This window comes from Martinezella sp. CNPSo 3795, from assembly GCF_057784475.1.
Genome location: NZ_JBXSOQ010000001.1, coordinates 819,479 through 835,993 on the forward strand (window position 1 = coordinate 819,479; position 16,515 = coordinate 835,993).

A 16,515-nucleotide genomic window follows, 5' to 3' on the forward strand; every position below is an offset into this window, starting at 1 on the left:
TGAAGGCTGCGTCACTTGACGGCGCCGGCTGTTAGACCGGCGATGATCTGTCGTTGTGCGAACATCGTCAGCACGAGCACCGGCAGCGTCACGATCAGAGCAGCCGCTGCAAGCGGCCCCCAGCTCACCTGCTCGAAGGAGAGCATGTTATAGACGGCCACCGGCAGCGTGCGGGTCTCGCGGCTCGCAAGCACAATGCCGAAGACGAAATTGTTCCACGAGAAGATCACCGACAAAATGAAGGCGACGACGATGCCGGGCCGGGCGATGGGCAGAGCGACGAGCCGGAAGACCTGCCACGGTGTCGCGCCGTCGATGCTTGCCGCCTCCTCCAGTTCCATCGGGGTCGTTTCGAAATAGCCGATCATGATCCAGACGACGATCGGCACGGTGACGACGAGATGGATGATGATCTGCGGCCAGAGCGTTCCGAGCAGATTGAGCCATTGGAACAGCAGGAACAACGGGATGAGGAAGGATAGGCCGGGCGTCATGCGGGCGATCATGATGACGATGGCGGATTTCTCAGCCTTCAGCCGTGCAATGCCATAACCGGCCGGCACGCCGATGATGAGTGCGAGTAGGGTCGCTGCCCCCGTCACGAGAATGGAGTTCCAGAAATAGAGAAAGAAGTTGTTTTCCTGGAAGACATTGACGTAGTTCGTCCAGGCGAAACGATCGGGAATAAGGATCGGCGGATAGGCGCCGTTGTCGATCTCGTATTTCAGCGATAGCGAGATCATCCAGAGGAAAAACAGAATAACGGGCGAGACGATGACCAGGGCCACGAAGAATAGGCCGATACGGTTGAGTGTCGAACGCTTCATCTCAATGTCCCTCCGCGTCGGTCCATTTCGTCCGCTGCCGCATCATCAGGAGGATGAAGGAAAGCGCGACGATGAGGATGAAGAACACCACTGCCATGGCCGAACCATAACCGATGTCGTAATAGGAAAAGGCGGTGTTGTAGAGATAGATGTTGATGGTCTCGGACGCCGTTCCCGGGCCGCCCTGCGTCATCGCGTAGATGATGTCGAAGCTCTTGATCGCATCGATGCCGCGGATGATAATGGCGATCATCAGGAAGGGCGAAATCATTGGCAGCGTCAGATAGCGGAACTTCTGCCAGGCATTGGCGCCATCGATTTCGGCACTTTCATAGGGTTCGCGCGGCACGGAGGCGAGACCGCCGAGCACGATCAGCATGACCAGCGGCGTCCATTGCCATACCTCGACGAGGACAAGCGAGGGGATGACGCTCGCTTGATTGTAGATCCACTCCTGCGGTCCGATACCCACAAGCGAGAGCAGGTAATTGAGCACGCCAAGCTGCGGGTGAAACATCATGGTCCAAACGAGCGCCACCGCGACGGGAGTTGCCATCATCGGCATGACGAAGATGCCGCGCAGGAATCCGCGCAGAGGAAAGTTTGCATCGAAGATCAGCGCCGCCAGCGTTCCGAAGATCAAGGGGCCGACGACGGAGAGCACGGTATAGAGAACCGTGTGCCAAAGGGATTCCCAAAATCGTACATCGGTCGCCAGCCGGACATAGTTGTCCCAGCCGACGAAACTCTGCGATTGACCGAGCGTCCACTTGTTCACGCTCATCCAGAGGGTGAAGACCCAGGGGAAGACGATGACAGCGGCAATGACGATCAATGCAGGAATGACAAAGGGCCAGTAGTTGGTAGCAAGCCGTTGCGGCTTGCTCCTTCCTTTGGTTGCCTTCGCGGCGGTATCTTCGATGCTCACGGAAGCCATCATCCCTCGCTTCGTGCCAGAACAGGCTCGAACTGGGCGGTTGCCGTCTTCAGTTCGGCTGCCGGATCTGCGCCGCCGATCATGTTTGTCAGCGCGACACCATAGATGTCGCGGAACTCGGTGACCGGGATGATGACGGGTAGCGCCAGCTGGGAGACCTTGGCGGAGCCAGCGACGGCATCGAGCCAGGCACCCGGCATTTTCACACCTTCGCGAACCTTCTGATCCTCCAGAATGGATTGACGGAAGGGAACGCCTGCACCGGCCTGCAGAAGACGCGCGCCCATGTCGTGCGAGATCGCCCATTGGCAGAAGAGATAGGCGGCTTCCTTCTTCTGACTGGCAGCAGTCACGCCGATGCCGTCGCCGGTCGTCGCAGCTGCCTGTGCGTTCGGCCCTTTCGGCATGACGCCGTAGCCGACCTGGCCGACGACGCGGGATTTTTCCGGATTTTCGATGGGCGGCGCAAAGCCGACGCCATCGACCCACATGCCGATCTTGCCTTGCAGGAAGGCTGATTGCGCTTCCGCCCAGTTGAAGCCGGAAACACCCGGAGGTGCCGATTTCGTCATCAGGCGTTGATAAAGCTTGGCGGCGTCGACGGCGCCCTGCGATTCCGTCTGCAGCTTGCCGTCGGCCGAAAGCGGCGTCGTACCGTAGCCGAGCATGAAGGTCGTCCAGACCGGCGCGTTGGCATTCTTCAGGCCGCGGGCGACGAAGCCGTAAGTGTTGGTCGATTTGTCCGTCAGCGCCTCGGCGGCTTTCGCCATATCTTCGAAGGTTTCGGGATAGGCCAGGCCCTTCTTCTCAAACAGGGCCTTGTTCCAGTAGACGATCCAGTAGTCCACCGAGAAGGGCAGGGAGCGCATGACGCCTGCGGAATCCTTGGCGAACTTCAGCCCGGCCTCGGCGAAATCGCTTTCCGTCAGCGAGGGATCGGTGAGCGACGGGTCCTTCATGAAGCCGCTGATATCGGCGAGCCAGCCGCCCTTTTCGAACTGGCGCTTCTGGACGTGGTAACTCAGGTGCACGACGTCGAAGCTCGGCTTGCCGGAGCTGAGCTCGATGGTGGTTTTCTGGCGCTGCTGCTGCTCGGGTGTCGCCTCGGCATTGACCTTGATGCCGGTCAGGGCTTCGAACTCGCTTAAGTATTTGAGGATCGTTTCGCTGCGCGGGCTCTTGACCAGATTGACTTCGAGCGTCGTGCCGGCAAAGCGCTTCCAGTCGACGGCTGCCGAAGCGGTGCGGACACCGAGAAGGCTTGCCGCGCCGAGTGCAGCCGTGCCGGCCATGAAGCCGCGACGTGTCGGATTGAAAAGTGACGATGACATTGCGTTCCTCCTCCTTTTGGCCGAAAATCTCCTCATTCGCGGCCTGTTATCCAAAGCTATTTACATCTTTAATGCGCGATCCCGGGCTCCGCCGATGTGGGCGACCAGCGCGGTAACCGCCTCTTCGGCGGATCGTCGCTGGATGGCCTCAAGCACTTTCAAATGCTCGTCCATGACCGGCCCGACATGGCCGTTGATGCGGAACCTGTCCTGACTGATCAGTCGCATCTTGATCGAATTGACCCGATAGGCGTTCGAGATGATCGTATTGCCGAGCGCATCGATGAAGGCATCATGCATGCCCCAGTCCACCGATTGCGCGTGAAGCTCCAGCTCCGGGGAATTGTCGCCGGAGCGGATGGCATCGGCGATATCGCGATGATCCTTCAGAAGCTTGGCAATCGTCTCGTCCGATGCTGAATGGGTAAACAGCGCAACGGCTTCCTTCTCCAGAAAAAGACGAAGCTGGAAAGCTTCGCGGATCAGGTCCAGATCGATATGGGCGATCTGCAATCCGCGCTGCGGAACCGTCTTGATCAGACCTTCCGCTTCCAGACGCGGGATCAATTCGCGGATCGCGCCGAGCGTCAGTCCCGTCAGCTCAACCAGCCGCCGCTGCGAGATGAATTGCCCGGGACGAACGTCGCGCGCCAAGAGATGGCGTGTGAAGCTCTCATAGGCTTTCTCTCTCAACGTTGTCTGTTCGCCTGGTCCGTCCATCGGCAGCTCCGGATTGTTCGGTTAGGCTGCCTTGGCGCGAAACAGTGCGCCGAAAGCAGCAAAGAGCGTGTCGGAATCTTGGCTGTTCAATGCCACGAGCGGCGGGCGCACGGCAAGCCAGCTATCGTCCTCCGTCAACCGGGCGAGAATAGCCTTGATCGAAGGAATGACTGGATAGTTCAGCAGCTGTTCGACGAAACGCTCGACATTGGCGTCGTCGATGCCTTTTTCCGCCATGGCCTGCACTTCGCGAGGAAGAAGATTTGCCATGCCGGAGATTGCTCCCTGTCCGCCGAGCCGAACGCCGCGGGCAAGATGCCGCTCATCGCCGATCAAAATGATGAGATCGCCATGCGTCTTCAGCAGCTCCTCGGTATAGGGCCAGTCACCGGAGGAGTCTTTGACGCCGACAACGACATCCGGAAATGCGGTGCGCAGGCGGCCAACGAGGGAAATGGATAGCGGCACCATCGTTACCGACGGAATATTATAGACGATCACGTCGCGGGCATGCGTGCCGAGCATAGTGAAAACGGCCGCGAACCATTTGAAGAGGCCATCGTCGCTGACGTTCTTGAAGTAGGAGGGCGGGGCAAGGAGAATGTTGCGGACACCCTGCGCCAGCGCTTGTCCAGCCTGCGCTGCCGCATCTTCTGCGGCATCGACGAGCACGCCCATGACGATCTGCTTCGGCGCAATGCCGGCGGCGAGCATGGCGGCCAGAACTTGCTTGCGCTCCTGCATGCCGATCGAAGCGCCTTCGCCCGTGGTGCCGAACAGGGTGACGCTTTTGCAGCCCTTGGCAAGGCAATGCTTCGCCTGCTCGATCACGCCCGGGATTGCAATCTCGCCATCCGCATCAAAGGGCGTTGCCAGCGCGGCCGACAGGCCAAAATTCTCGTTCATCCGATCCTCCCGATCTTATGGGATTAGTGCGTAGCACACTGACATGTTAGTTGTAAAGCGAAATCTATATCAGTCGCCTATATGTGATTACATTGACGTCGAATTGGCGGCGGTAGCAGTTGATGGGTGGGGATTTTATGGAGCCTCGGCCCCGGCCTCTGTTAGCCCCTTGCAGGCACGTAGTCGAGCCCGCCATCGATTTGTGAAGGCCGGCCATCGAGGAAGAGTTCGCCGATGCGCGGCGCGGAGCGGGCAATGACCTTGCCGCGCCTAATGACGGCGAGGCGAGTTGGCTTCAGGCGCAGCGCTTCCAGCGTGTCGACGGCCTGCAGCACTACAAAATCGGCATTGCAGCCCTTTTCCAGGCCGTAGCCTTCCAGGCCGAGCGTCTTGGCGGAGTTGATGGTGAGCGCATCGAAAATCTTCTTCTTGTCTTCGATGCCGGCCATTTGTGCGACGTGGATAGCCATGTGGCCAACTTCGAGCATGTCACCCGAGCCCATCGAATACCAGGGATCCATCACGCAATCATGGCCGAAGGAGACGTTGAGCCCTGCATCCATCAACTCACGCACGCGCGTCATGCCGCGCCGCTTGGGGTAGGTATCATGCCTGCCCTGCAGCATGATGTTGATCAGCGGATTGGGAATGACATTGATCCTTGCTTCCGCCATCAGGGGGATGAGCTTGGAAACATAATAGTTGTCCATCGAATGCATCGAGGTCAGGTGTGACCCGGCAACACGCCCCTGCAGCCCGAAACGAATGGTTTCTGCCGCAAGCGTCTCGATGTGGCGCGACATCGGATCGTCGGTTTCGTCGCAATGCATGTCGACGGGAAGGCCGCGATCGGCGGCGATCCTGCAAAGCGCTTCCACGGAGGCTCTACCCTCATCCATCGTGCGCTCGAAATGCGGAATGCCGCCGACGATATCGACGCCCATGTCGAGAGCGCGTGAGAGCGAAGCAACGCCGTCCTTGGCGCGGTAATAGCCATCCTGCGGGAAGGCGACGAGCTGCAGGTCGATATAGGGCTTGACCCTGTCCTTCACCTCCAGAAGCGCCTCGGCCGTCACCAGCTTCGGATCGGACGTATCGACATGGCTGCGGATGAATAGCAGTCCTTGCGTGACGGCGAGATCGCAGTAGCGCAGCGCACGCTCGACAAGCTCCTCCTTCGTCACGATCGGACGCAGCTCGCCCCAAAGGGCGATGCCTTCCAGAAGCGTGCCTGATATATTCATGCGCGGCAGGCCGAGCGAAAGCGTAGCGTCCATATGGAAATGCGGGTCGACAAAGGGCGGGCTCACCAGCCGGTCGGTCGCATCGATCTCTTCCTTCGCTTCTGCCGCGATCGAGGCTTCGATTGCTGCGATCTTGCCATCCTTGACCGCGATGTCGATGCCCTTGCGGCCATCGGGCAGATTGGCATTGCGAATGATCAGATCGAACATGAACGGCTCCTCGGATTATCTTTCGCCACGGCGATAGGGTTGCATCAGCGCCTGCGGCACGCGGGCGCGCCTGCTCATGACGGCAAGGGCGACGATGGACAGGATATAGGGCGTCATCAGGAAGATCTGATAGGGCACCCCTTGCACCGTGGTCTGCAGGCGGAGTTGAAATGCGTCGAAGAAGGCAAAGAGCAGGGCGCCGAACAGCGCTCGGCCCGGCCGCCAGGACGAAAAGACGACGAGCGCGATGCAGATCCAGCCGCGTCCCTGCACCATCGTCGGAAAGAAGCTGTTGAAGGCGGAAAGCGTCAGGAAAGCGCCACCCATGCCCATCAGGGCGCTGCCGGCGATGATGGCGCCATAGCGGATCCTCATGGGGTTGAGGCCCTGGGCCTCGGCCGCATGCGGATTTTCGCCCGCCATGCGGATCGCAAGCCCGACCGGCGTGCGGAAGATGAGGTAGGCCATGGCCAGCGCCACCAGGATCGCGAGATAGGTCGGGGCGGTCTGCGTGAAGAGAGCGGGGCCGATGAAGGGCAGGGTGGAAAGCCCGGGAATAGCGATCGGCTGAAACGGTGTGATGGTCGGCGGCGTCCCGGCGACGGGAACGATCAACCGGAAGACGTAGTAACTGAAGCTGGAAGCAAAAAGCGTCACGCCGAGGCCGGAAACATGCTGCGACAGGCCAAGCGTCACTGTCAGGGCCGAATGCAAAAGCCCGAAAATGCCGCCGGCAATCGCCGCGATGAGAAGGCCGGTCCACAGATCGGCACCGTGATAGACGGAGAGCCAACCGATCATCGCGCCAAAGGTCATGATGCCCTCGATGCCGAGATTGAGAACGCCGGCCCGCTCGCAAAGAAGCGCGCCGAGCGTGCCGAAGATCAAGGGTGTCGCAATCCGCAACACGGCAGCCCAAAGCCCGGCCGAAGCAATGATGTCGATCAGCGTGCTCATCGGCGGATCCTGTACTGCGTGAAGAACAAAGCGATCAGCATGGTCAACAGAGACAGGGCGACCGTGACGTCGGCGATGTAAGTTGGGATGCCGAGACTCCGGCTCATGCCGTCAGCGCCGACAAACATCGTGGCCGTAAAGATCGCCGCAAGAACGACACCAAGCGGGTTGAGGTTGGCAAGCATGGCGACGACGATGCCGGCATAGCCGAAGCCGGGGGACAGATCGGTCGTGACATAACCTTTGACACCCATGACTTCGATGGCGCCTGCAAGGCCGGCAAGCCCGCCCGAAAGACAGGCAACTTTGACGAGGGTCGAGCCGAGACGAACGCCTGCAAAAACGGCGCCCGAAGGATTGAGGCCGGCTGCCCGCGACTGCATGCCGAAGACGGTGCGCGACTGGACGAAATAGACGATCGCCGCGATGACGATCGCAATTGCAAAACCGATATGAAGACGCGATCGCGCAATCAGCTTCGGCAGCATGGCATGATCGCCAAGCGCCTGGGATTGTGGCCAGCCGAATGCCGTCGGGTCCTTCAGCACGCCGTCGATCAGCATGGAGACGAAAAGGACGGCGATGAAATTCAGGATAAGGCTGGTGACGACTTCATCGACGGAAAAGCGCAGCCGCAGCCATAGTGGCACGAGGATCAGGACCATGCCGGCAATGGCGCCGATCACCATCAGGAGCGGAATAAGGATCGGGCCGGGCAGGTCGGCGAGCATTTTCGATCCGAAGGCTGCAACGGCTATGGCGCCGAAATAGAATTGTCCCTCGGCGCCGATATTCCACAGACGGGCGCGAAAGGCGACTGCGGCGGCCAATCCCGTTAGGATCAATGGCGTCGCGCGGGTGAGCGTCTCCGTTGCCGAAAGCCGCGAACCGAAGGCTCCAAGCAGAATCCGCCGATAGGCTTCGAGGACGGGTGCGCCGGCAATCGCGATCAGTATGCCGGCGAGCGCAAGGGCCGCGACGACCGAAAGCACGGGAGCGAGGATCATCATAGACAGTGGACGGTGTTCGCGCCGTTCAAATCGCATGATTGGCCCCACTCTTTTCTTTCCATTCTCCCGCCATCATCAGTCCCAGCAGACGCGCATCGACCTTATCGGCATCGATGGGCGCTGAAAGGCGTCCGCCGACGATTGCCTGGATGCGATCGGCCAATGCAATGACCTCGTCCAGATCCTCCGAGATCAAGAGAACGGCAGTGCCCTGCCGGCGCGCTTCCAGAATGCGTCCGTGAACGGCGGCCACTGCACCTTCGTCCAGCCCGCGCGCTGGCTGGGCGGCGATCAGGATTCGTGGTCGCTCATGGAGATTGCGACCGAGGATCAGCTTCTGCATATTGCCGCCCGATAATAGCCGGGTGCGTGTCGCAGCATTGCCGCCGCGCACGTCGAATGCCTCGATGATCTCCTGCGCAAAGGCCATGCCGGCACCTTTGTCGACCAGACCATGCTTCGAATAGGAAGGCAGGCGCTCGAGCACGGCATTCTCCCAGATCGCCATTTCGCCGATGGCACCATCACGGTTTCGGTCTTCCGGAATGCGCCCGATGCCAGCCTCGATAATCGCGGCAACGTCGAGATCGCCGACTGGCTTGCCGAACAGAAGAAGCTCGCCGGATGTGCGGTTCGACATGCCGGACAGAATTTGCCCCAAGGTCGCCTGACCGTTGCCCGATACGCCGATGATCCCCAGAACCTCGCCGGCCCGGACATGGAAGCTGATCTTTTTCAACCGTTCGACGCCACCGGTCTTGACGATGATATCGCGAGCTTCGAGCACGATGTCGCCCGGCGTCGACGCTTCGCGGGTCGGGCGTGTGACGCGATGTCCGACCATCAGCTCCGCAAGCTCGGCCTTGCTGGTCTGAGATGCCTGTCTTTCGGCCGCGACCTTGCCGCCGCGCAGGACGACGATACGATCGGCCGTCGCCATGACTTCATCGAGCTTGTGCGAAATGAAGATCAAGGACAGGCCTTGTGCGGCCATCTGTTTCAACGTCGAAAAGAGCTTTTCTGCCTCGATCTGAGTGAGAACGGCGGTCGGCTCGTCGAGGATCAAGATGCGTGCATCATTGTAGAGTGCCTTCAGTATTTCCACCCGCTGCTGCTCGCCAACGGAGAGATCGCCCAGGCGCGCATCCGGATCGACTTTCAAGCCGAAGCGTTCGGCAATCGCCAGAAGCTTGTTGCGGGCCGCTGCCGTTTGGGACTTGAGCGACCAAAGTCCCTCCGTGCCCGTCATGATGTTTTCCAGCACAGTCAGGTTCGGCGCGAGCGAGAAATGCTGATGCACCATGCCGACGCCCGCCCGGATCGCCGCGCGCGGCTTGCCCTGCGGCAATTCCACATTGTCGACCAGGATGCGACCGGCATCGGGCACATAGTGCCCGAAGAGGATGCTCATCAGCGTCGTCTTGCCGGCACCGTTCTCGCCGAGCAGGGCAACGATCTCACCCTTTGCTAGAGACAGCGAAATATTGTCATTGGCAATCGTGCTGCCGAAGCGTTTGCTGACACCTTCGATGGAAAGGACGGGAATGGTCATGCCGGAAAGCCTGCAATCGGGTAGCGATGCTGCCAACGTTGCTCAGCCTCGAGCGCGGATGCAAGCTGCAGCAACAGCTTATCCTCACCCATGGGGGCCATCAGTTGGACCGGCAGCGGCAATCCCTCCGCATCCTCGCCGAAGGGAAGTGTGATGGCCGGAAAGCCGGAAATATTGACGAGCGCGGCAAGAGGGGCAAAGGATGTCATGCGCTCGAGGTGCAATTGAGTGTCCGAATGATCCGTTGGAAAGGACCCGATGGGTGGCGGTGCCGAGGCGAGCATCGGCATGACGATGACGTCGACCCTGTCGAAGATCTCCCACAGAATGCGGCTAGCCTTCACGGCGCCATTGAGGGAGCTCCAAAGGACTGTTGCCGGCATGGCGCGTCCGCGCATGATGAAGGCTTGCGTCATCGTCTCGGCGAGACGCGTGTCCAGTTCGAGATCGTCAATCAGGTGGGCGATATTGACGGAAATGATATCGCCAAACGCGCGGCTGCTGGCCTGAGCGGCGCTTTCCATCTCATCCCAACGGATGGATATCAGCTCGTTTCCCCGGCCTTCGAGGAAACTGGCCGCTGCTTCCACCGCTTGGGCCTGATCCTGTTCGATTGCGTAACGCTGGCCAGTGTCTGCAAGGAGCCCAATGCGAAGCTTACCCGTCTTGGGCGGGAGTTGAGCGATATCCGCGTATGGCCCTCTTGTCTTTCCCCGGACAACATCGAAGATTTGTGCGGTATCGCGTACCGAGCGGGTGACCGCGAGTTCGCTGGCGATGCCGCCGAGATGATTGCCGAAGGAGGGGCCGGCGGGCACGGCGCCGCGTGTCGGCTTCAGTCCGACAAGGCCGCAGCAGGCAGCCGGCACGCGGATCGAGCCGCCCGCGTCCGTCGCATGCGCGATCGCAACGATACCGGCGGCGACTGCGGCCGCGGCTCCACCCGACGAGCCGCCGGCAGTTCTGACAGGATTCAACGGGTTTCGGCAGATCGGACCGATTGCCGGTTCGGATGCGAGTGAGAAGCCGAATTCCGGACTGGTGGTCAAGCCGAAGGCGCAGAGACCGGCATCGCGAAAACGCTCTGCCAAATCGCTGTCCGCGCCTTTGCCCGTGCGGGCGAACAGGCGAGAGCCAGCGGTCACCGGCAGCCCCGGGAAGGGGCCGCCGAGATCTTTGGCGACCGTCGGTACGCCGGCAAAGGCGCGCTGCGCAAAGCGCTCGGGATACGCCGATGCCTCCTGATCCAGGGCATGTGCTGCCGCGAGCCCGGCTTCAGGATTGACATAGGTAATGGCGCCAAGCTCATCTTTCATGGCACAGGCGGCAAGCGCCGCCTGCATGGCATCCGCACAGGTAAGCTTGCCGGACTTGATCGAGCCGGCCAGCTCCGTGGCGTCAGTAAATGACGGTCTGGTCATGATCGAGCCGAAGGATTACTTCGGCTGATCCGCTACCTTCGGCACTTCGAAGCTGCCGGCCTTGATGTCGGCGCGGACCTTCTCCATTGCAGCTTCGGCCTCTGCTGGTGCTGTGCCCTTCACATAGACGATATCGCTGCCGCCTTCCTTCATCAGGCCGTAGGCCGTGTAGTTGCGGCCAACCGGCTTGCCGGCGGCAACATCGGCGATTGCGGCATTGAGAATGGGGCGGAAATACCACATGGCATTGGCGAAAACGGTGTCGGGATAGCGCGGCGTGTAATCGATCAGCGATCCCACTGATTTGATATGCCGCTCCTTGGCGGCATCAGCCGTGCCGATGCGCTCACCGAAGAGCACGTCGGCACCGGCGTCGATCTGCGCGAGACCGGCTTCACGCGCCTTCGGCGGGTCGAAGAAGGTGCCGATGAAGGAGACGAGGTGCTTGCAATCGGGGTTGACCGCTTTGACGCCCGCGGCAAAGGCATTGATCAGCATGTTGACTTCGGGAATCGGGATGGCGCCGACGGAGCCGACGACGTTCGACTTGGTCATCTTGCCCGCCAGCATACCGGCGAGATAGGCGCCGTCATAGTTCCAGGTGCCGAAGACGCCGAAATTGCTCCCGGCAGCCTCGCCGCTGGACCCGAGAACGAAAGCCGTATCCGGATAGTCGGCAGCAACCTGGCGCGCTTCCTTCTCTACAGCATAGGCCTCGCCGATGATCAGCTTGTTGCCCTGTTCGGCATATTCGCGCATGGCACGCGGATAGTCCGTGCCCGAAACGCCTTCGGAAAAGACATATTCGATAACGCCTTCCTTGGCGGCATCCTGAAGCGCCTTGTGAAGACAGGAATTCCACGCGTTTTCGACCGGCGAGGCATGAATGCCTGCGACCTTGAGCGGCGCTGCGGCGCGGGCGGCTGGCGCAAGAGCGCTGACGCCGAGCGCGATGCCGGATGCGATGACAGCGCGGCGTGACAGTATGATTTCATTGGTCATTTTTCAGTTCCCCTGGTTTTTGATCGTTTGGTAAAAATCATAGGAGGGGGCTAAAAAAGTGTCAAGCAATTGGCGTGCTTAAATAATATGCGAGAGCGCTCGAAATCTACTCGTCGCTTACAGCATTAGATAGCCCGAGCGGGTATTCAATTGTTTTTCGGGCGACCACCGTTTGTGGTCTGGCGAGCAAGCATGATGTCAAGCTGCAATACGGTCGATCATATGTGCAATGGCTGCGCGATAGCGATCCACATCACCCCCCGCATCGATGGCGAGGGCGGCGCGATCGAAGGCCGCTGAGAGAATGTCGGCGAGGGCCTCAACGGCGATATCCGACCCCTGCCCACGACTGAGCGCTGCTTCCAGACCATGTTTCAGTGTAAGGGTAGTGGTTTCCTCATCCAGTTGCTTCATATCGACAAAACCAAGCACAGTCGGTCCTTCAATCAGCAGAAGTCGCGTGCGGCCGACAACCCGCATTGCATCGAGATAGGCATTGCTGCCGGCGATCAGGGCGGCGCGGGGCGCAAGATGATCAGGGGTTGCCTTCTCTATGGCGCGGGTCACCGCCAGAGCTTCCTCTGTGACAACTGCGCGAAACAGCGCACGCTTGTCCTCGAAATGATGATAGAGCGCGCCGCGCGTGATGCCGGCGGCGGCCACGATCTCCGGCGTCGAGGTCTCGGCATAGCCCTTTTCCACGAATAGGGCGCGGGCAGCCGCGATGAGTGCAGCCTTGGTCTTTTCGGTTCTCTCACGGTTTGAGCGTGGATCTTGCATGCATGCAGCCTGTATGTCATTCGAAATAATACAGACAGATTGTATGTCTTTTGAGGGGGGAAGTGAAGCATGAAGGTAACGAGCTATTATCCGGTGATCATGACTGAGCGCGTCGAGGAGACCGCTGCCTTTTACGTGAAGCATTTCGGCTTCCAGGAGAGTTTCACCAGTGATTGGTACGTCCATCTGCAGTCGGCTGAGGACAGCGCTGTCAATCTCGCTATTCTGAATGGGCAGCATGAGACGATTCCGCTACAGGGGCGCGGTAAGGTCGCAGGCCTATTGCTCAACTTTGAAGTGGATGATGTCGATGCCGTTCATGGGCGCTTGCGGGCGGCCGGCTTGCCGATTCTGCTTGCCATCTGCAATGAGGATTTCGGTCAGCGTCATTTCATCACGTCCGATCCGAACGGCGTCTTGATCGACATCATCAAGCCGATACCGCCAAGTGCGGAGTTCGCATCTCTCTATGCCGAGCACGCACTTCCGCGGGATCGTTAAGGTGCTGGGCGCAATCGATAAAATCGAGCGATACAACTCTATCTTTGATTAACTAGGTCGCTTCACCCAATATTTCGGTTTTCATGCGACAAAGCGGGCCAGAGGTAAGGTGACCCATGCAAGAGCTCCCGGTTTCGTCAAAAATCATCAAATCAGTCTATTTCCGCCCGGATGACGGACGGCTTTACATCCGCTTCAAGAACGGTGAAGAACGTCAATTCACCGGCGTTCCGCAGAAGGCGGCGATCGCCATGGTGAAAGCGCCGTCGCCCGGCCAGCACTATATCGAGCATATCCGCACGCAGTTCGAACGCGTCGCTTGAGGCGAAGGCCGCACGGCTGACGCCCGCTTGGCAGAAGGGATTTGCGGTGCTGCCATTTGAATTCTGTGGGCAGGATGTGCTTTATCAATCAGCGCATTGATAAACGCTTAGTTGCGCTATCTATATCAATCACAAACATCTTTCAGGGAGGAAGAGGCGTGGTTGATGAAAAGCAGCTTATATCCAAGATCACCTGGAGGCTTATGCCCTTTCTGGGCATTCTCTATCTGATCGCCTATATCGATCGCCAGAATGTCAGCTACGCGAAGCTTCAGATGGTCGATGCGCTCGGCATGAGCGAATATGCCTATGGTCTCGGCGCCTCGCTGTTCTTCATCGGCTATTTCATCTTCGAGGTGCCGAGCAACCTGCTTCTCGACAGGTTCGGAGCCAGCAGGTGGTTTGCGCGCATTCTGATCTCTTGGGGTGCGGTCACGGTCGCGCTTGCCTATACGCAGAATGCGACCATGTTCTATATTCTCCGTTTTCTGCTCGGTGCCTGCGAGGCCGGATTTTTTCCAGGCGTACTTTATCTGCTGACCCTTTGGTATCCTTCGGCCTATCGCGGCACGATGGTCGGGCTTTTCATGATCTTCAGCGCTTTCGCCAATGCGATCGGCGCGCCACTTGGTGGCGTGCTTCTGGACCTGAACGGCCTTTATGGTATTGCCGGCTGGCAATGGGTCTTCCTGGTGACCGGTATCCCAGCCATTATTGCCGGCTTCATAACGCTGTTTTACCTGCCGGATCTGCCATCCAAAGCGACGTTCCTCGACGATACGGAAAAGAACTGGCTGAAGGACCGGCTCGAGGTGGAAAATTCCGGGATGGAGCAGAACGCCGCCGACGGCTTCAAGGCGCTCGTCAATCCGCGCGTGCTGCTGATGGCGCTTTGCTATATCGGTTTCCCGCTCGCCGCCTATGGACTTAGCTACTGGCTGCCGACGATCGTCAAGAATTTCGGCGTCAGCAACACGACGAACGGTTTCCTGAACATTATCCCGTGGATTCTCGTCGCCATCGCTCTGTATGCCGTCCCGCGTACAGCGGACAAGGCGGAGTCCAAGACGCCCTATATCGTCATTCCCGCGCTGGTCGGCGCCGTAAGCCTGGTATTATCTGCCGTTATTCCCGACCATACGCTGCAGTTTGTTTTCCTCTCCATTGCGGCGGCCGGCATCTTCGCGGGTCAGCCGGTGTTCTGGAGCTTGCCGTCGCGCTTCCTACAGGGAGCGGGTGCGGCAGCGGGCCTTGCTGCCATCAATTCAGTTGGCAATCTCGGCGGCTTCATCGCTCAGAACGTCGTGCCCTGGATCAAGGATTCCACGGGAAGCACGATCGCGCCGATGTTCTTCTTGGCCGCCTGCCTTCTGATTGCGGTGCTGTTGGTCCTTGTGATCGGACGCATGATACCGCGCACACCCCGGCCGGAAGATCTTGGCAATCCTAACGCAGCCCGCGTGAAATGATTGCGCTCATGCTCGCAAAAGCATCCGCCAAATGAGAGGGGCGGCCTGATGGCCGCCCCAATTTTTTTAGGTGCTGATACCAAGCTCACGCAAAGGCGTAGGAACCATCCGGACGCTTGGGCACGCGCCGCTGCCAATGGATATAACCTTCCTCTTCCATGGCCTTTTCGTCCATCTCGACGCCCCAGCCGGGCCGATCGGGTCTAAGCTCGAGATAACCGTCCTTCGGCAGATAGGGGTCGACGACATAGCGGGTTTCGCCTTGTCGCTGTTCGACTTCGTTGCCGCCATAGACGTAGGCCTGACCCTTCGGCAGCCGGTATTCGAGTATCCGAAAGTTCTGTGCGGCGGCCGAGAAATGCACGTTGACGGCGGTCGCGAGCGGCCCCATCGGGTTGTGCGGAGCAACGCCGACGAAATGCGCCTCGGCGATCGTCGCGATGCGCCGCATCTCGCTGATGCCGCCGACGACGCAGATGTCGGGCTGGATCAGGTCGGCGCCCTTGACCTGCAGCAGGCGCAGGAACTCGTTGCGATTATAGAGGGACTCGCCGGTCGCGAGCACGCAATTGAGGCCCTGTTTCAACTCGCCCCACATCTCGATGTTTTCGGGCCGGAGCGGCTCTTCATAGAAAAGCGGATCATAAGGAGCCAGCGCATTGCCGAGCTGGCGAGCGGCGACCGGCTCGAAAATTTTCGCATGGGCGTCGAAGGCGATCTCATAGTCGTCGCGCACGGTCTCGCGCAGCGAACGGAAATAGTCGGCCGATGCCTTGACGACATTGCCCCAGCGATGAGCGTGCATGTCGATGCGCCATGGGCTGAGCTTGAAGGCGGTAAAGCCCCATTCGGCGTTCAGACGGTCGAGCTCATCGCGCGCAGCCGGCGCATCCGGAGCGGTATAGACGCCGGCATAGACCTTGATGCGATCGCGCACCGCGCCGCCGAGCAGCTTGTAGACCGGAACGTTGAGGGCCTTGGCCGAGAGATCCCAGAGGCAGTGATCGAGCGCGGAAATCGCCGAAAGGCCAAGCGCGCCCGGCGGGAAGCGGCTCTGCTGGATCAGCAGGTTGACGAGATAGTCGATCCGGCTTGGATCCTGGCCGGCGAGGAAACCGTAGAGATAGTCGAGAATCGGCGGCAGTGCCAAATCGGGGCCGTGATTGTAGCACTCGCCCCAGCCCGTCAGTCCATCGTCCGTATCCAGCGCCACGATGACGCGCGGACGATCCTTGTCGCGGGTCACGAATACCCGCATGCGGTCGATCTTCATCTTATCTTCCTTCTATCGATTGACATGAATGCGGCATGGGAGCTGCCGCAGG

At 59.7% G+C, this 16,515-nt stretch carries 16 protein-coding genes; 3 read left to right on the forward strand and 13 right to left on the reverse strand.

Going from position 1 to position 16,515, the window contains the following annotated elements:
• Positions 1-11 precede the first annotated feature (11 nt).
• The 12 genes from AC13QY_RS03810 to AC13QY_RS03865 form a co-directional block, all read right to left on the reverse strand.
• Positions 12-827, reverse strand: coding sequence for a carbohydrate ABC transporter permease (locus tag AC13QY_RS03810; RefSeq protein ID WP_152093366.1), 816 nt, complete (start codon positions 825-827; stop codon positions 12-14).
• Between the two features lies 1 nt (position 828).
• The gene (locus AC13QY_RS03815; protein ID WP_488492751.1) at positions 829-1,764 is read right to left on the reverse strand and encodes a carbohydrate ABC transporter permease; all 936 of its coding nucleotides are present in this window, start codon (positions 1,762-1,764) and stop codon (positions 829-831) included.
• Positions 1,764-3,095, reverse strand: coding sequence for an ABC transporter substrate-binding protein (locus AC13QY_RS03820; RefSeq protein WP_113353667.1), 1,332 nt, complete (start codon positions 3,093-3,095; stop codon positions 1,764-1,766). Before AC13QY_RS03820 ends, AC13QY_RS03815 begins: the two co-directional genes overlap by 1 nt.
• Positions 3,096-3,155: 60 nt before the next feature.
• Positions 3,156-3,815, reverse strand: a complete 660-nt coding sequence (locus tag AC13QY_RS03825) for a GntR family transcriptional regulator (protein ID WP_152093368.1) — start codon at positions 3,813-3,815, stop codon at positions 3,156-3,158.
• A gap of 21 nt (positions 3,816-3,836) precedes the next feature.
• On the reverse strand, positions 3,837-4,721 hold the full coding sequence (locus tag AC13QY_RS03830) for a dihydrodipicolinate synthase family protein (RefSeq protein WP_488492731.1): 885 nt from the start codon (positions 4,719-4,721) through the stop codon (positions 3,837-3,839).
• A gap of 161 nt (positions 4,722-4,882) precedes the next feature.
• Positions 4,883-6,175, reverse strand: a complete 1,293-nt coding sequence (locus tag AC13QY_RS03835; protein ID WP_488492732.1) for an amidohydrolase family protein — start codon at positions 6,173-6,175, stop codon at positions 4,883-4,885.
• Between the two features lie 15 nt (positions 6,176-6,190).
• The gene (locus AC13QY_RS03840) at positions 6,191-7,132 is read right to left on the reverse strand and encodes an ABC transporter permease (protein WP_488492733.1); all 942 of its coding nucleotides are present in this window, start codon (positions 7,130-7,132) and stop codon (positions 6,191-6,193) included.
• Positions 7,129-8,178 carry an ABC transporter permease gene (locus tag AC13QY_RS03845; protein ID WP_152093370.1) on the reverse strand — a complete coding sequence of 350 codons (1,050 nt, stop codon included), beginning with the start codon at positions 8,176-8,178 and terminating at the stop codon, positions 7,129-7,131. Before AC13QY_RS03845 ends, AC13QY_RS03840 begins: the two co-directional genes overlap by 4 nt.
• Positions 8,168-9,694, reverse strand: a complete 1,527-nt coding sequence (locus AC13QY_RS03850; protein WP_488492734.1) for an ABC transporter ATP-binding protein — start codon at positions 9,692-9,694, stop codon at positions 8,168-8,170. The genes AC13QY_RS03845 and AC13QY_RS03850 overlap by 11 nt, the downstream gene beginning before the upstream one ends.
• Complete coding sequence (locus AC13QY_RS03855; protein WP_488492735.1) at positions 9,691-11,115, reverse strand: amidase; 1,425 nt, start codon at positions 11,113-11,115, stop codon at positions 9,691-9,693. Before AC13QY_RS03855 ends, AC13QY_RS03850 begins: the two co-directional genes overlap by 4 nt.
• A gap of 15 nt (positions 11,116-11,130) precedes the next feature.
• Positions 11,131-12,117, reverse strand: coding sequence for a BMP family protein (locus tag AC13QY_RS03860; RefSeq protein ID WP_113333269.1), 987 nt, complete (start codon positions 12,115-12,117; stop codon positions 11,131-11,133).
• Between the two features lie 198 nt (positions 12,118-12,315).
• Complete coding sequence (locus AC13QY_RS03865; RefSeq protein WP_113353674.1) at positions 12,316-12,897, reverse strand: TetR/AcrR family transcriptional regulator; 582 nt, start codon at positions 12,895-12,897, stop codon at positions 12,316-12,318.
• A 69-nt stretch (positions 12,898-12,966) separates the two neighbouring features.
• Between AC13QY_RS03865 and AC13QY_RS03870 the strand changes: the two genes are divergently transcribed.
• The 3 genes from AC13QY_RS03870 (at position 12,967) to AC13QY_RS03880 (ending at position 15,190) form a co-directional block, all read left to right on the forward strand.
• A complete protein-coding gene (locus tag AC13QY_RS03870; protein ID WP_113353675.1) occupies positions 12,967-13,398 on the forward strand; it encodes a VOC family protein in 432 nt (143 codons plus the stop codon).
• A 116-nt stretch (positions 13,399-13,514) separates the two neighbouring features.
• A complete protein-coding gene (locus tag AC13QY_RS03875; protein ID WP_092706279.1) occupies positions 13,515-13,721 on the forward strand; it encodes a KTSC domain-containing protein in 207 nt (68 codons plus the stop codon).
• Positions 13,722-13,879: 158 nt separating this feature from the next.
• The gene (locus AC13QY_RS03880; protein ID WP_113353676.1) at positions 13,880-15,190 is read left to right on the forward strand and encodes an MFS transporter; all 1,311 of its coding nucleotides are present in this window, start codon (positions 13,880-13,882) and stop codon (positions 15,188-15,190) included.
• A gap of 85 nt (positions 15,191-15,275) precedes the next feature.
• Here the strand turns inward: AC13QY_RS03880 and AC13QY_RS03885 are convergent, their stop codons facing one another.
• On the reverse strand, positions 15,276-16,463 hold the full coding sequence (locus tag AC13QY_RS03885; protein ID WP_113333273.1) for a galactarate dehydratase: 1,188 nt from the start codon (positions 16,461-16,463) through the stop codon (positions 15,276-15,278).
• Positions 16,464-16,515 lie beyond the last annotated feature (52 nt).

Excerpts from the sequence above, each read along its gene's own strand:
- AC13QY_RS03840 (WP_488492733.1), bottom strand. The coding sequence starts at position 7,132 with ATGAGCACGCTGATCGACATCATTGCTTCGGCCGGGCTTTGGGCTGCC.
- AC13QY_RS03860 (WP_113333269.1), bottom strand. The coding sequence starts at position 12,117 with ATGACCAATGAAATCATACTGTCACGCCGCGCTGTCATCGCATCCGGC.
- AC13QY_RS03875 (WP_092706279.1), top strand. The coding sequence starts at position 13,515 with ATGCAAGAGCTCCCGGTTTCGTCAAAAATCATCAAATCAGTCTATTTC.
- AC13QY_RS03815 (WP_488492751.1), bottom strand. The coding sequence starts at position 1,764 with ATGGCTTCCGTGAGCATCGAAGATACCGCCGCGAAGGCAACCAAAGGA.
- AC13QY_RS03845 (WP_152093370.1), bottom strand. The coding sequence starts at position 8,178 with ATGCGATTTGAACGGCGCGAACACCGTCCACTGTCTATGATGATCCTC.
- AC13QY_RS03825 (WP_152093368.1), bottom strand. The coding sequence starts at position 3,815 with ATGGACGGACCAGGCGAACAGACAACGTTGAGAGAGAAAGCCTATGAG.
- AC13QY_RS03855 (WP_488492735.1), bottom strand. The coding sequence starts at position 11,115 with ATGACCAGACCGTCATTTACTGACGCCACGGAGCTGGCCGGCTCGATC.
- AC13QY_RS03870 (WP_113353675.1), top strand. The coding sequence starts at position 12,967 with ATGAAGGTAACGAGCTATTATCCGGTGATCATGACTGAGCGCGTCGAG.
- AC13QY_RS03835 (WP_488492732.1), bottom strand. The coding sequence starts at position 6,175 with ATGTTCGATCTGATCATTCGCAATGCCAATCTGCCCGATGGCCGCAAG.
- AC13QY_RS03830 (WP_488492731.1), bottom strand. The coding sequence starts at position 4,721 with ATGAACGAGAATTTTGGCCTGTCGGCCGCGCTGGCAACGCCCTTTGAT.
- AC13QY_RS03850 (WP_488492734.1), bottom strand. The coding sequence starts at position 9,694 with ATGACCATTCCCGTCCTTTCCATCGAAGGTGTCAGCAAACGCTTCGGC.
- AC13QY_RS03810 (WP_152093366.1), bottom strand. The coding sequence starts at position 827 with ATGAAGCGTTCGACACTCAACCGTATCGGCCTATTCTTCGTGGCCCTG.
- AC13QY_RS03885 (WP_113333273.1), bottom strand. The coding sequence starts at position 16,463 with ATGAAGATCGACCGCATGCGGGTATTCGTGACCCGCGACAAGGATCGT.
- AC13QY_RS03820 (WP_113353667.1), bottom strand. The coding sequence starts at position 3,095 with ATGTCATCGTCACTTTTCAATCCGACACGTCGCGGCTTCATGGCCGGC.
- AC13QY_RS03865 (WP_113353674.1), bottom strand. The coding sequence starts at position 12,897 with ATGCAAGATCCACGCTCAAACCGTGAGAGAACCGAAAAGACCAAGGCT.